This is a genomic window from Aphanothece microscopica RSMan92, assembly GCF_046613545.2.
Classification (GTDB): domain Bacteria; phylum Cyanobacteriota; class Cyanobacteriia; order PCC-6307; family Cyanobiaceae; genus NIES-981.
This window is the reverse complement of the sequence record NZ_JBKKKY020000008.1, coordinates 22,554-36,009: the sequence shown is the minus strand read 5'-3', so window position 1 is coordinate 36,009 and position 13,456 is coordinate 22,554. Positions and strand designations below refer to the sequence as shown.

14 protein-coding genes and 1 tRNA gene are annotated in these 13,456 nt (G+C 66.8%); 9 read left to right on the top strand and 6 right to left on the bottom strand.

Features of this window, described 5'->3' with window-relative positions; all coding sequences use genetic code 11:
* Positions 1-65: 65 nt before the first annotated feature.
* A tRNA-Arg gene (locus tag ACLD7X_RS03685) sits at positions 66-139 on the bottom strand.
* A 60-nt stretch (positions 140-199) separates the two neighbouring features.
* On the opposite strand from ACLD7X_RS03685, the gene ACLD7X_RS03680 reads away from it, so the two are divergent.
* From ACLD7X_RS03680 to ACLD7X_RS03670, 3 genes are read left to right on the top strand one after another with little or no spacing between them, the layout of a single operon-like run.
* Positions 200-439, top strand: a complete 240-nt coding sequence (locus ACLD7X_RS03680; RefSeq protein WP_411422109.1) for a hypothetical protein — start codon at positions 200-202, stop codon at positions 437-439.
* Positions 436-726, top strand: coding sequence for a DUF3181 family protein (locus tag ACLD7X_RS03675; protein ID WP_411422108.1), 291 nt, complete (start codon positions 436-438; stop codon positions 724-726). Before ACLD7X_RS03680 ends, ACLD7X_RS03675 begins: the two co-directional genes overlap by 4 nt.
* Positions 727-750: 24 nt before the next feature.
* Positions 751-1,011 (top strand): cytochrome-c oxidase, encoded by a 261-nt coding sequence (locus ACLD7X_RS03670; RefSeq protein WP_411422107.1) that lies wholly within the window; start codon positions 751-753, stop codon positions 1,009-1,011.
* Between the two features lie 45 nt (positions 1,012-1,056).
* Here ACLD7X_RS03670 and murJ read toward each other — a convergent pair whose 3' ends face one another.
* A complete protein-coding gene (gene murJ, locus ACLD7X_RS03665) occupies positions 1,057-2,676 on the bottom strand; it encodes a murein biosynthesis integral membrane protein MurJ (protein WP_425625066.1) in 1,620 nt (539 codons plus the stop codon).
* Positions 2,677-2,755: 79 nt separating this feature from the next.
* Here murJ and sfsA point away from each other — a divergent pair, with 79 nt between their 5' ends.
* Together sfsA and ACLD7X_RS03655 are read left to right on the top strand one after the other, a co-directional pair.
* Positions 2,756-3,544: a DNA/RNA nuclease SfsA gene (gene sfsA, locus ACLD7X_RS03660; protein ID WP_411422105.1), complete on the top strand. Its 789-nt coding sequence runs from the start codon at positions 2,756-2,758 to the stop codon at positions 3,542-3,544.
* A 267-nt stretch (positions 3,545-3,811) separates the two neighbouring features.
* Entirely contained in the window at positions 3,812-5,113 is a 1,302-nt protein-coding gene (locus ACLD7X_RS03655; protein ID WP_412007160.1) for an ammonium transporter, read from the top strand.
* Positions 5,114-5,307: 194 nt separating this feature from the next.
* Here ACLD7X_RS03655 and ACLD7X_RS03650 read toward each other — a convergent pair whose 3' ends face one another.
* A complete protein-coding gene (locus ACLD7X_RS03650) occupies positions 5,308-6,552 on the bottom strand; it encodes a PrsW family intramembrane metalloprotease (RefSeq protein ID WP_411422103.1) in 1,245 nt (414 codons plus the stop codon).
* Between the two features lie 478 nt (positions 6,553-7,030).
* Here ACLD7X_RS03650 and ACLD7X_RS03645 point away from each other — a divergent pair, with 478 nt between their 5' ends.
* The 3 genes from ACLD7X_RS03645 to ACLD7X_RS03635 all read left to right on the top strand — a co-directional run bounded on the left by ACLD7X_RS03645 (position 7,031) and on the right by ACLD7X_RS03635 (position 9,913).
* Positions 7,031-7,177 (top strand): hypothetical protein, encoded by a 147-nt coding sequence (locus tag ACLD7X_RS03645; RefSeq protein WP_412007159.1) that lies wholly within the window; start codon positions 7,031-7,033, stop codon positions 7,175-7,177.
* A 623-nt stretch (positions 7,178-7,800) separates the two neighbouring features.
* The gene (locus ACLD7X_RS03640) at positions 7,801-9,027 is read left to right on the top strand and encodes a 4-hydroxy-3-methylbut-2-enyl diphosphate reductase (protein ID WP_411422102.1); all 1,227 of its coding nucleotides are present in this window, start codon (positions 7,801-7,803) and stop codon (positions 9,025-9,027) included.
* Between the two features lie 205 nt (positions 9,028-9,232).
* Positions 9,233-9,913, top strand: a complete 681-nt coding sequence (locus tag ACLD7X_RS03635; protein WP_425625064.1) for a DUF1997 domain-containing protein — start codon at positions 9,233-9,235, stop codon at positions 9,911-9,913.
* A 68-nt stretch (positions 9,914-9,981) separates the two neighbouring features.
* Here the strand turns inward: ACLD7X_RS03635 and ACLD7X_RS03630 are convergent, their stop codons facing one another.
* Both ACLD7X_RS03630 and purH read right to left on the bottom strand, forming a co-directional pair.
* A complete protein-coding gene (locus ACLD7X_RS03630) occupies positions 9,982-10,446 on the bottom strand; it encodes a DUF4079 domain-containing protein (RefSeq protein WP_411422100.1) in 465 nt (154 codons plus the stop codon).
* 91 nt (positions 10,447-10,537) lie between these two features.
* Entirely contained in the window at positions 10,538-12,091 is a 1,554-nt protein-coding gene (purH, locus tag ACLD7X_RS03625) for a bifunctional phosphoribosylaminoimidazolecarboxamide formyltransferase/IMP cyclohydrolase (protein ID WP_411422099.1), read from the bottom strand.
* A gap of 65 nt (positions 12,092-12,156) precedes the next feature.
* On the opposite strand from purH, the gene ACLD7X_RS03620 reads away from it, so the two are divergent.
* Positions 12,157-12,807 (top strand): alpha/beta hydrolase, encoded by a 651-nt coding sequence (locus tag ACLD7X_RS03620; protein ID WP_412007158.1) that lies wholly within the window; start codon positions 12,157-12,159, stop codon positions 12,805-12,807.
* Between the two features lie 67 nt (positions 12,808-12,874).
* Here the strand turns inward: ACLD7X_RS03620 and ACLD7X_RS03615 are convergent, their stop codons facing one another.
* Positions 12,875-13,246, bottom strand: coding sequence for a DUF3155 domain-containing protein (locus ACLD7X_RS03615; RefSeq protein ID WP_411422158.1), 372 nt, complete (start codon positions 13,244-13,246; stop codon positions 12,875-12,877).
* Between the last annotated feature and the right edge of the window lie 210 nt (positions 13,247-13,456).

Genomic DNA, 13,456 nt, shown 5'->3' with positions numbered 1-13,456 from the left:
GCCCCCTCCGGCAGGGGATCCACAAAAAACCGCCTCCCACGGATGGGAAGCGGTGCACTGGTGAACGCGCCTGGAGAGATTCGAACTCCCGACCCTCTGATCCGTAGTCAGATGCTCTAATCCGCTGAGCTACAAGCGCATGGGACCATTCTCACCGCACGGAGGGCCCATCCGTCAAACATCCCGCCCGACCTTCCCCATGCCCATCCGCTGGTACGGCCCCGCCAACCCCGAAGACCCCACCTATCGGCACTTTGAGCGGATCGTGAACCTCACCCTCCACGCCGCACTGTTCTCCGCGATCAACAGCGGGCTCTGGGTGGTGCAGGAACTGCGCCATCCCTGGAGCCGGCTCAACTGGTTCACCCTGACCTGGCTGGCCGTGCTGATGGTGCACGCTGGGTTTGTTCTGGCCCTGCGTCCCGCCCGCGAAGCATGAGCCTTTCCGCCAGCCAACTCAAGGACCTGGAAGTGGCCCTGGCCGACCGCCTCTACCTGCAGGTGGCCGGCTGGCATCTGTATCTGGGGGATGCGGGCCTGGCCCAGACCCTGGCGATCGAATGCGCCGCCCGGATCGACCAGGGCAGCACCGTCTGTGCCCGCCAGGCCCTGGAAGCCGTCCAGGTGCCGATCGGCGGCGGCGTCACCCGGCTGCCCCTGGCGCGCCTCATGCCGACCGGCCAGTTGCGGGACCTGGAGGAAGTTCTGGAACCGTTTTGCGGATAGGGTTGCGGCCACTGCAAGCGGGCCGTGCTGCTGATCGAGGTCACCAACGCCCGCGAGGTCATGCGCCAGCGGATCGGGCGCCTCGGCAGCCGCCTGATCGGCAAGGTGGTCGATGCCGAGGCCCAGGTGGAGAAGGCCCTGATCCAGGAACTTGAGACGGCCTTCCGCGAATTCGGCATCGAGGCGCGGATCCTCTCGGTGCAGGGCCCGCGGATGCTGGGCCGCTGCCACCTCGAGATGCCCGTGCAGGTGCGGGAGGAACGGCGGGTCGGACCCGAGAGCTGAGCGGATCCCCCCTGGGGCCGGCCCCCTTCTGCGGCTGGCGCGCCGCTAGCGGTTGAAGCGCGGCAGCCGACGCGTCAGCTGCTGCACCACGTGCCGGGCTTCCGGCACCCCGGCGGCATGGGCGAGCACCGCATAGAGGACCAGGCCAGCAGCACTGCTGAGGCCGGTCTGGAACAGACGTCCGACCAGCCCGCTGGGCCAGCCGATCAGGCCGGCCAGCGCCCAGGCCACCAGGGCACCGGCCACGGCCGCCAGCAGCAGCAGGCCGGTGTCCCGCCCCCAGCGCAGCAGCGGCAGGCCGTCCAGGCGCCCATGCAGCGCCAGCAGCAGGCCGGCGCAGGTGATCAGGTTGACCGCCACGGTCGCCAGCACGAGCCCAGCGGCACCGCAGTAGAGCATCGGCAACAGCTGCGCGTTCCAGGGGGTGGGGCCACCGACAAAGGCCCAGCAGAAGAGGGCGTTGAGGCCGATGCCCGCCAGGGACCAGCGGAAGGGGGTGACGCCGTCCCCGAGGGCGTAGAACACCCGCACGAGCACGTCCCGCCCCAGGTACGCCGGCATGCCGATGCCGTAGGCCATCAGAAGCTGGCCCACCAGGGTGGCGGCACCGGCATCGAAGGCGCCTCGCTCATAGATGAGGGCCACGATCGGCACGGCCAGGGCCGTCATCAGCGCCCCCAGCGGCAGCATCGAGGCATTGGAGAGCATCAGCCCCTGGCGGATGCGCGCGATCAGCTCAGGCCGGTCCTCGGGCCCCGTCAGCCTGGAGTACACCGGCAGCAGCGGCACCAGCAGGGCATTGGAGATCAGCCCCAGGGGGGTCTGCACCAGCAGGTTGGCGTAGCCCAGGCCCGCCGCCGCCGCCGGGATCCCCGAGGCGAAGAACAGCGACACGAACACGTTGATCTGGAGCATGCCCGAGGAGAGGGTGGCGGGCCCCATCACCTTGAGCACCTCCTGCACGCCGTCGTCCTTCCAGTCCCACACCAGGCGGAACCGGTGCAGGCCCTGCCGTGCGAGCGCCGGAAGCTGGATCAGCCACTGCAGCAGGGCTCCCGCCGTGGTGCTGGCCGCCAGCACCACCCCGCCGATCAGCGCGTACTCGGGAAGGGCGATCGCGGCCCCCAGCTGCCACCACAGGATGCCCAGACCGACGATGACCGCGACGCTCGAGAGCAGCGGACTCACCGAGGGCAGCCAGAACTCGTCGGCCGCATTGAGGGCCCCGAAGCCGAGACCGATCAGGCCGGCGAACAGCGCCATCGGCGCCATCCAGCGCAGCTCCACCACGGCGATGGCATGGCGCTCGGCATCCAGCCCGGGCCCGACCAGGGTGATCAGGGGATCCGCCGCCACCAGCAGCAGCAGGGTCACGCCCAGCAGGGCGACCCCCACCAGGGTGTTGATGGCCGCGAGCACATGGGCCCCCTGCTCCCGCGGCCGCCGGGCCAGCACGCTCACCATCGCGCTGTGGAACGGGCCGTTGATCCCCCCCAGCAGGATCAGCAGAAAGCCGGGGAGAACATAGGCGTAGTTGTAGGCGTCGTAGGCGGCGCCGACCCCGAAGGCGGCGGCGATCACCTGCTGGCGCACGAGACCGGCCACCTTGCTGATCGCCGTGGCGATGGCCACGATCAGGGCGATGCGACGCAGGGATTGGGGCATCCGGCCGGGCCCCCTGGCCCGTGAGCTCGAGCGGCAGTATGGCGGGCATACCTCCCCAGCTCCCACCGAGGCGAGCCCGATGGCCCAACCGATTCTGGAGCTCGGCCCCCTCGTGGAGGGCGTGCTGCTGAGGCGCTACAAGCGGTTTCTGGCCGATGTCGCCCTCGACGGAGGCGAGGTGGTGACGGCCCACTGTCCCAACACCGGTCCGATGACCGGGGTGCTCCATCCCGGCGGGCGGGTACGGCTGCGCCATGCCCCCTCCCCCAGCCGCAAGCTGGCCTGGACCTGGGAGCAGGCCGAGGTGCCGGGGGCCCAGGGCGCGCCGATCTGGGTGGGCATCAACACCGCGCTGCCCAACCGGTTGGTGCGGGCCACGATCGAGGCGGGCTGCCTCGAACCCCAGCTCGGTCCGATCGGCGCCATCCGGGCCGAGGTGCCCTACGGCGAGGGGCGGCGCAGCCGCATCGACCTGCTGCTCAGCCCCGCCGCGGGCGCCCCGGATCCACGGCCCATCTATGTGGAGGTGAAGAACACCACCTGGAGCCAAGGCGATCTGGCGCTCTTCCCCGACACGGTGACCGAAAGGGGGCAGAAGCACCTGCGGGAACTGATGGGACTGCTCCCGCAGGCACGGCCCGTTCTCGTGCCCTGCCTGAGCCGAGCCGACGTCCGGCGCTTCGCGCCGGGTGATTCCGCCGATCCGCACTACGGCGAGCTGTTCCGGCAGGCCCTGGCGATGGGCGTGGAAGTTCTCCCCTGTCGCTACCAGTTCGAGGCGGATGGCATCAGCTGGCTGGGATTGGCGGCCGTCGAGCCGAAGGCCGGCCGGCCAGAGCAACCCGGGCAGGAATCGCCACTTCTGTAGCAAACGCAACCGGCTCGGCCCCCGGCCAGAGAGAGGTTGATGGTTCGTTGTACTGGAGAGCCACTTTCCGAACCCAATCCGTTACAGCAACGAACCCATCTCCTGGAGCACTCCATGACCCTTGCATCAGCGGCATCAGGTGCCATCACCCACCGGAGTCGGCGCCGCCTCAGAGACGCCAGCCTGCTCGAAACAGCAGCCCTGCTCACGGACCGTTTCAGGAGATGGATCAGGGCCAGCCAGCTGAGCTGGCTGGCCTGCGTTCCCGTGGCGCTGTTCGGCCTTGGTGTCTTCACCCTGGCAGCCCACGCGGCTGATCTTCCCGAGCTCACCCCCGCCTTCGTGGCCAACAACATGTGGGTGCTGATCGGGGCGATTCTGGTGATCTTCATGAACGCCGGCTTTGCCATGGTGGAGACCGGCCTCTGCCGCTCGAAGAACGCCGTCAACATCCTCACCAAGAATCTGATTGTCTTCGGAGTAGCTGTCTCCTCCTACTGGCTGATCGGCTATTCGCTGATGTATGGGGACGCTGTCGTGCCCGGCTGGGTGTTTCTGAAGGGGCTCTTCTTCGACCCAACCGTGACCGCTGAAATGATCAAGGATGGCGCCCTTGTACCGACGGTTGACTTCCTATTCCAGGCCGCATTTGCCGGCACCTCGGCCACCATCGTGTCGGGAATGGTGGCCGAACGGATCAAGTTTATGCCGTTTGTTATCTTTTCAGCCATCAAGCGCGGAATCATCTACCCACTGGGTTCCGCCTGGATCTGGAATTCTGGCGGGTGGCTCAAACAGATCGGCTTCCTGGATTTCGCCGGCAGCACCGCGGTGCACAGCATGGGAGCCTGGGGTGGACTGGTGGGCGCGATCATTCTCGGACCCCGCATCGGCAAGTTCGTCGATGGTCGTGCCGTTGCCATCCCCGGACACAATCTCTCCATCGCCACACTCGGGGCCCTGATTCTCTGGATCTGCTGGTACGGCTTCAATGGTGGATCCGAGCTCGCCATGAACCAGAACGTTCCCTACATCTGCGTCACCACCACACTCTCGGCAGCTGCCGGTGGCATCGCCGCCGCCATGTTTTCGCAGATCACCGGCGGCAAGCCCGACCTCTCGATGATCATCAACGGCATTCTGGCCGGCCTGGTGTCGATCACCGCAGGGTGTAACGACATTCCCCTGGGTGCCTCATGGATCGTGGGGTTCATCGGGGGAACCCTGGTGGTCTTCTCGGTCGGCTGGATCGACAAGCTCAGGATTGACGATCCCGTCGGTGCCTGGTCGGTGCATGGCACCAACGGCATCTGGGGCACGCTGGCCGTCGGCCTTTTTGCCAGGAACCATGGGCTCTTCTACGGCCATGGCCTCCGACAGCTGGGTATTCAAGTTGTCGGCGTGCTGGCGATCGCGGTGGAGGCCATCCTCACCGGCATCATTCTCTGGAACATTCTTGCCGTGATCTTCGACGGAATCCGGGTCACCGATTCCGAAGAGATCGAAGGTCTCGACATTGGTGAGCACGGGATGGAAGCCTATCCGGACTTCGCACCGACTGCCCGCTGATCGCCAGACTGCCCGCTGATTGCAAGACAGTTCCCAGAGCACCACTCAGATGAGGGTTCACGTCGTGACGGCGTGACCCCCCATCTGAGCCAGTCCTGTCGCTTGGCTTCAGCAGCTGCGAATGGCCTTCAGGCAGAGGCCGGAGATCTCCACGTTCAACGTCCAGAAGCACTCAGAGCAGCAGGCGTACTCGTTCATGCCCTCCCCCGCAGGCGTGCCAACTCCTCACGCCAGGAGACGAGCAGGGGGTCCCCCTCAAGCGGCTTGCCATCGTGACGAAGCCGCCATTTCCGAAGGGCGAGCTCGTTCTGGGCATTGACGATGCCCGCGGACAACGACCTGCTCACAGCTGGGATCCGTCGCGTGCGCAACATCCGATCCGCCAGAACAGCCTGATATTCCGCTGGCGTGATCACCGGATCAAGCTCATCAGCCAACTCTCCACGAATCACGCCGCGTTCCCACTCGCCGCTTTGCCAGAGCATCAGACCGGCCAAGGCGACAAAGGGGAACGACCAGAAGAAACTCAGATAACTCCCGGAAATCAGCAGTGCCCAAAAGGAGGAACTGGAGACAAGAGGATCTCCAGGGCTGAAGGGGGGAACCAGCCCTTGAGCTGCCATCGAAACGGCCAGAAAGATCGTCAACCAGCCCATCAGCGTGCCGAGGATGTTGGCCAGCAATCCTGCGAACCAGCCTGTCACAGGCGCCACAACTCTGAGCCAGGGGCGTGTTGTCTGACGGGCCAGGCCCAATCCCATTCCAAACAAGCCGGTATAAAGCGCCTGCCCCCCAAAGCCAAGCAGGGCGTGATGGGTGACGAAATACTGCCACCACGACGCCACGCCCGTCTGGGCATAAGCGTTGGCAAGGTAGAAGGAAGAATCGACCAGGTTGAAGCCAATACCAACCAACGCTCCGTAGACAAACCCATCACGCACACCATCAAACTCTGACTTCAGCATGACGAAAGCCACGAACACCCCAATCCCCTTGATCAGCTCCTGAATGGCGGGGGCCAAAAACAGCAAGGGAAAAATCTGCCCTGAGTTCTCCGATAACTTCTTCAGAACACCCGCGTGAAGCAGTTGCAGATGCGCAGCCTTGGAGGAGAGCAAGGCATCCAGTGGCGAAGCAACAGCCGTGGCAATCAACGCCCCCCAGAGGAACATCACGGCATACAGCCAGATCGACTCCCTCTCGCGTCGATCCAGAAACCACAGAGCCAGCAGGAGAAGGCTCGACAATGCGGTGGACATAAGCAAGCCGCGAATGAAAACCCCAAGGGCCGAGGCCTCCAGACTCATCAGATTGAACTTGACCAGAACAATCACGGAGGCCTCAAGGAGAAGCGCCAGGACAATCGCCACAAACCTGGCAATCCTTGGATTCGCAAGAGGAGATCCGCATAGAAAACGATTGGCCGCAGTGATGGACATGAATGAACTCACCTACCGGGAACTGAACAGAGTTGCGCTGCGGGCCTGATCATCGAAACTTGCCGCCCTGGGCCACTGGATCCATCTCTTGATTGCAGGGAAGCTGCCGTCCGGCCACACCTGGCCCCGGCAAGGCTGATCCAGCCTAGGAATTCATGGCATTGCCAGACAATCACGAAGCCCCATCAGACATCACTCCACACGAATGGCCATCGCCGCCTGGATCGAGACCACTGGATGCATGGGCTCAAGACCTGTCGCCACCAGCGGCCCACGGCCATGGCTACCGCATTTCAGGTAGCCCGTCGCAGCAATACCCGACCCTGGCGATGTGTGCCGCTGGCGGCGTTCGGACAGTGGATGTGATCTGAACATGGGGCGGCCGATCGTGATGTGCCCGACAGGCGGGACTGTTCCATGGCGAACGCGCCACGGCCAGCATCGTCTGAGCCGCCGCGCCAGGGCCGCCATCGCGGTCATGGCTGGCCTGCTGGGCCTCACGGCGATCAAGTTCTCCCTTCAGCCTTGGCTCGCGAAGGCGAACGCCCACACCGTGGTGCAGCCGATCGTGGGCTCATTCACCCCTGCAGCCTCGCCGGCCCGATCTCGACACAACCGGCGCTGAGCCACAGCGAGCAACACCGCTCCACGCTCCACGACGGCAGCCGGATCGGAAAGCCTGGGTGAACGGGCATGGAGGCGGAAATGCCGGAGGAGCTTGACATCCTCATCAGCGGTCAGCAGCGCTTGTCGAGGGCCTCAGGGCGCCAATGGCCACAGCATCCCCATGCCACAGAATCGATGGTCGCTTCTTCAGGTGCCCAGCACAGTCTCAGGGACACAACACCAAGAGCGCCACACGACGATGCCGAATTCGCTGCATTGCGCTGAAGATCGCGCGCGATCGATGCACGGGGGGCGTCATCATCCACAGGCATCGCTGACTGTTCACGGCCCGGGACTGGCTGCCTGAAGCCTCTGCGGAACGCCGCACCAGCAACGGGCCGTTCGCCGATGCTCCCAAGCACGCTCCTCGTCTCGATCCAGCCACTCGAGCCAGCCAGCCTGGCCAGCCAGCCCGATCCGCTCCAGACCACCCAGGCACCGACACCCTCTGGACGACAGGTCTGAACAACAGGAAGGTTGCAAGGCAGCAGCAGCAGCAGCCGCTCGCAAGCCGGGATCGCGGCCGCGGCCCCACCGGCACCCATAGAGTTCAGGCCATCACCTGCCGCCAGGAACGCTGCCGTGGATACCCGTGCCTTCAAGCGCTCCCTGCACCACTCGGATCGCTACAACCGCCGAGGGTTCGGCCTGGGCGAGGAAGTCGCCGGCAGCCTGGAGCAGGCCTACCAGAGCGATCTGGTCGCCAAGTTGCGGAGCAACGGCTACGAACTGCAGCGCGGACGCCTCACGGTGCGGCTCGCCGAGGCCTTCGGCTTCTGCTGGGGCGTGGAGCGGGCCGTGGCCATGGCCTACGAAACCCGCCGCCACTACCCCAGCGAGCGGATCTGGATCACCAACGAGATCATCCACAACCCCTCCGTCAACGACCACCTGCGCGAGATGAACGTGCAGTTCATCCAGGTCGACGGCGGGGTGAAGGACTTCTCCGAGGTGGCCTGTGGCGACGTGGTGATCCTGCCCGCCTTCGGCGCCACGGTGCAGGAAATGCAGCTGCTGAACGAACGGGGCTGCCACATCGTCGACACCACCTGTCCCTGGGTCTCCAAGGTGTGGAACACCGTGGAGAAGCACAAGAAGCACGCCTTCACCTCGATCATCCACGGCAAGGTCTTGCACGAGGAGACCCTGGCCACCAGTTCGTTTGCGGGCACCTACCTGGTGGTGCTGGATCTGGCCGAAGCCCAGCAGGTCTGCGATTACGTACTTCTGGGAGCCCGCGATGTCGATGCCGCCACCCGAAAGGCGGCCCGCGAGGCCTTCATGGCCCGCTTCGCCAAGGCCTGCTCACCAGGGTTCGATCCTGACCGCGATCTGATCCGGGTGGGCGTGGCCAACCAGACCACCATGCTGAAGAGCGAGACCGAGGAGATCGGTCGCCTCGTCGAGCGCACCATGCTGCAGCGCTACGGCCCGGCCGACCTCACGGAGCACTTTCTGGCCTTCAACACGATCTGCGACGCCACCCAGGAGCGGCAGGACGCCATGTTCTCCCTGGTGGATGAACCCCTTGATCTGATGGTCGTCATCGGCGGCTACAACTCCTCCAACACCACCCACCTGCAGGAGATCGCCGTCAGCCGGGACATCCGCTCCTTCCACGTCGACACGCCCGAGCGGATCGGGCCCGGCAACCGGATCGAGCACAAGCCACTCGGGGGCGACCTGCAGGTGGAGGAGCCCTTCCTGCCGGCGGGTCCCATCCGGGTTGGCATCACCTCCGGCGCCTCGACCCCCGACCGGATCGTGGAGGCCGTGATCGAACGGCTGATCCAGCTCAGCGAAGCCTGAGCCCCCGCCGCGACGACGACGGCTTCGAGCCAGGGTTGTCGCAGGGACTGCCAATCACCCCGGAGCGGGGCTTTACATTGACGTAAGGCTTCAGCCAGCCCGGCCGGGAGGACGGCAACGACAGGATCGGACCCCCACCCCCCTGATCCCCGCTCCATCCCAACGGCCCCCCAGCCGTTGTTTCCCCGCCGTCCCCATCCCACCGTTGTCGCGTTCGCCGCTGTTGTCGTCCACCCCCCTGTCGACGGCTCGATCCGAACCGACGCGTACCGGCACGAGCACCGGCATGGCTCTGAGGCACGCCGACGACCCGAGGGTGCGGTGCTACCGCAGCAGCTTTGCCGACCTGATGGAGATGCGGGCCGCGGCAGAACCGGTGGGCCGTTACCTCGACAGCCACGAGGGCTGGTTCCGGCGCTGCGCCAGCCCGATGACCGTGACACCGCTGGGGGCCAACGGGTACTGCCTCACGCTCGGTCGCTTCGGCAATTTCGGTTTCGAGGTGGAGCCCACCATCGGCCTGGAGCTGCTCCCCCAGAGCCAGGGCATCTACCGCATCGTCACGGTGCCCAACGGAGCAACCGGCACCGATTCGGGTCTTGAGGGGCTCTATGACGTCGACTTCCAGGCCTCCCTGCGCCTGGACCCGGCCGCCGCCCAGGACGAGGAGCTGACCCTGGTGCGCTGGGAACTGGACCTGAGCGTGTGGATCCGCTTGCCCGGCGTGATCACCCTGCTGCCTGAGAATCTGGTGCAGAGCAGCGGCGAGCATCTGCTGCGCCAGATCGTCCGCCAGATCTCCCGTCGCCTCACCTGGAAGGTGCAGGAAGACTTCCACGCCAGCCATGGCCTCGACTGTCCGCCGCGGCGGCGGGCCCAGTTCTGACGGACCCCAGTTCTGACGGGCCCCAGTTCTGAAGGGGCCCAGTTCTGAAGGGGCCCATCGGCAGGGACTCAGGCGGGGCGGTTCTCCCAGATCTTGTTGAGGATCTGCATGCCGCTCACGGCCTGCCAGAGAAACAGGGTGACCATCAGCATGTTGAGCCCGACGTGGGCCTTGCGGGCGATCAGATTGCCCTGCTGCATCAGCGGCGTGAGCGAAGCCGCCAGCACGATCAAGCAGGTCATGGAGATGCCCACGAGGAGGTGGGGCCCCACGAACAACTTGCCGTTGTTCAGGTAGGTGACGGCCATGCCGCCGAAGGTGCCGAAGACCAGCAGGGCCAGCAGGATGCTGCCCACCTGGAAGTGACGGCGGGCGTAGTTGCCCTTGATCAGCTGCTTGCGGGTCTCGGCGTCGGCGGTGCGGGTCTTCTTCGCCTTGATCCCCAGGAACATGCCGTAGCCGGAGACGGCCAGCAGGCTCCACATCATCAGGGGATGGAGGAAGTTGAGGTTGTAGGCGAGCGACTCGGGCATGGCGCGACCGGGAGGGGCTTCGGGCGATCCTGCGAAACTACAACTGGGCAGGGACAGGCGCCGGTTCGGCCCGAGCCGGTTCAGTGCAGGTTCAGTGCAGGAAGTGGCGGCGGCCTGTCACCACCATCGCCAGACCCAGCTCGTCACAGGCCCGGATCGAATCGGCATCACGCACACTGCCGCCGGGCTGAATCACGGCCTTGATGCCGCAGCCGGCAGCCAGCCGCACCGTGTCATCGAAGGGGAAGAAGCCATCACTGGCCAGCACCGCTCCCTCGGCGCGGGCACCGGCGGCCTCGAGGGCCAGACGGGCCGAACCCACCCGGTTCATCTGGCCGGCGCCGATCCCCAGGCTCTGGCCGGCCCGGGCCACGGTGATGGCATTGGAGCGCACGTGGCGCACCAGCTTCCAGGCGAACCGCAGATCCTCCAGCTCCTGGGGCGTCGGGGGCCGCTGCGTGACGACCTGCCAGGCACTCTGTTCCGGCGGTTGATCATCCAGCTCCTGCACCAGCACGCCCCCGAGCACGCTGCGCAGCTGCTGACGCGAGGCCCGCCCGATCGCCTCCGGTGGCAGTTCCAGCAGCCTGAGGTTCGCCTTCGCCGCGAGCGGCTCCCGCGCGGCGTCCTCGAAGCGCGGGGCGACCACACACTCCAGGAACAGGCTGGTGAGATGGGCCGCCGCCGTGGCGTCGACCGGCGTGTTGAGCGCCACGATGCCGCCGAAGGCCGAGAGGCGGTCGGCCTCGAGCGCCCGTCCGAGGGCATCGCAGCAGCCGTTGCCCGTGGCCACCCCACAGGGGTTGGTGTGCTTGACCACCACAGCGGCGGGCTGGGCCGAGGGGCCGTAGCCGAATTCCCGCACCGTGGCCAGAGCGGCCTCCAGGTCGATCAGGTTGTTGTAGCTGAGCTCCTTGCCCTGCAGCTGCCGCGCCGCGCCCCATCCCGCCGTGGGGTCGCCGTACCAGGTGGCCGGCTGGTGGGGGTTCTCGCCGTAGCGGAGCGCCTGGCGGGCCGGCAGCTCAAGCCGCAGGGGGGCGGCCAGCCCGGCAGCGGGCTCCTGCTCGATCCGGCCGGCCAGCCAGGCGCTGATGGCGGCGTCGTACTCCGCGGTGTGCCGGAAGGCCGCCAGGGCCAGGCGGCGGCGCAGGGTCTGGTCCACGCGGCCGGCCCGGAGCGCCTCCAGGAAGGCCGGGTACTGCTCGGGGCTGGTCAGCACCGCCACATCGGCATGGTTCTTGGCAGCGGCCCGCACCATGGCGGGCCCGCCGATGTCGATGTTTTCGATGGCGGTCTCGAAGGCCACCGACGGATCGGCCACCGTCTCCCGGAAGGGGTAGAGGTTCACCACCACCACGTCGATCGGGGCAATGCCCTGGGCGTCCAGGTCGGCCTGGTGGGAAGGCTCGTCGCGGCGCGCCAGGATGCCGCCGTGGATGCGGGGGTGGAGGGTCTTGACGCGCCCCCCCAGGATCTCGGGGGCCCCGGTGTGCTCCGCGACCTTGGTCACGGCAAGGCCAGCGGTCTGCAGCGCCGCGGCGGTGCCACCACTGGAGATCAGCCGATACCCTGCCTCGATCAGGCCCTGGGCCAGGGGCACAAGCCCCTCCTTCTCGGACACGCTCAGGAGGGCCGTGGGGGCCATGGCTGCAGCTGCGATGGTTGTCAGGCCAACCTACGCAGCAGCATCCCCGCCGCCCGGAGACCACGATGGCCCCCACCCCGTTCCCCCAACCGACCGACGGGACCGACGCCGGTCTGATTCGCCAGGGTCCCCGTCGCGGCGACCAGCGGCTGGTGCTGCTGCATGGCTGGGGTGCCGACGCCGATGACCTGCTCGATCTCGGCGCCCTGCTGGTGGGCCCCGAGGTGGGTGTGGTGGCCCTGCAGGCTCCGCTGCCCCATCCGGCCGGGATCGGGCGCCAGTGGTACGACCTTCAGCAGCCCGGCTGGCCGCAGCTGCCCGCCGCCCGCGCCGACCTGCAGCGGCGCCTGCTCGCCCTGGATGCGGAGGTCCCCCTGAGCGCCACGGTCCTGCTGGGCTTCTCCCAGGGGGCCGCCATGGCGCTCGATGTGGGGACGCGGGGGCCTGGCCTGCCTGTGGCCGCCCTGGTCGGCTGCAGCGGCTACCCCCACCCCGACTGGCAACCGGGAGCCGTGCAGGGGCCAGAGACGAGCCGGATCCTGCTCACCCATGGCGAGCTGGACCCGGTGGTGCCGGTGGCAGCCAGTGAGGACCTGCGTCAACGCCTCAGCGCAGGGGGGCATGGCGTCGAGCTGCACCTCTTCCCTGGCGGTCACACGATCGACAGCAGCCTGTTCGAGACGATCAGGGCTTTCATCCGGCGGGCCTGGACCTGACGGCAGGGGGGCTGGAGGGTGGAACCGGCAGGACGGTGTCCGCCCCTGGAAGGCGCAGCGGATGCGCTCAGACGAAGGCGTACTCGTACTCCTCCATCTCTTCCCAGTCATCGGAAGCGAGGGCCTCGATGCCTTCGAACAGCACGTCCTCACCGATCGTGTCGACGATGGAACGCAGGGAAGGGAACAGGAAGTGGTTCTCTTCGGCGTACTGGGCGCTGAACAGACCCTTCTCGCCCCAGAAGAAGCGATCGGTGGTGTGTTCGTTGCGGCGCACGTTGAGGATGGCCGGGGGCACCAGCGCCTGCTCGGCGATGTAGCGGCGGGCCGCTGTGACGGGCTTGTGGGAGCCGGTCTCCAGATTGAAGGTGGCCACGTGGGCAAGCACCCGCTGGCCGGCGAGACGGCGGCGGCTGATCCGCTTGCGCTTCTTTGACATGGGGCAGATCCCGGAGACGGGAGGGTGGAGGGGGACGAGGAGGAGCGAACGGGGGGACCCGCCTGCAGTGGAGCCGGGACAAAGGGAACCCAGCACGAACGACGCCCAACCGACTGAGAACCGCAGGTGCAGTGGGCCACCGTCGTCAGATCCCGGTCCGCCCATTCGGACAGGGACCAGCAGATTGAGCGGGCCAGTCTGTGGCCCTCC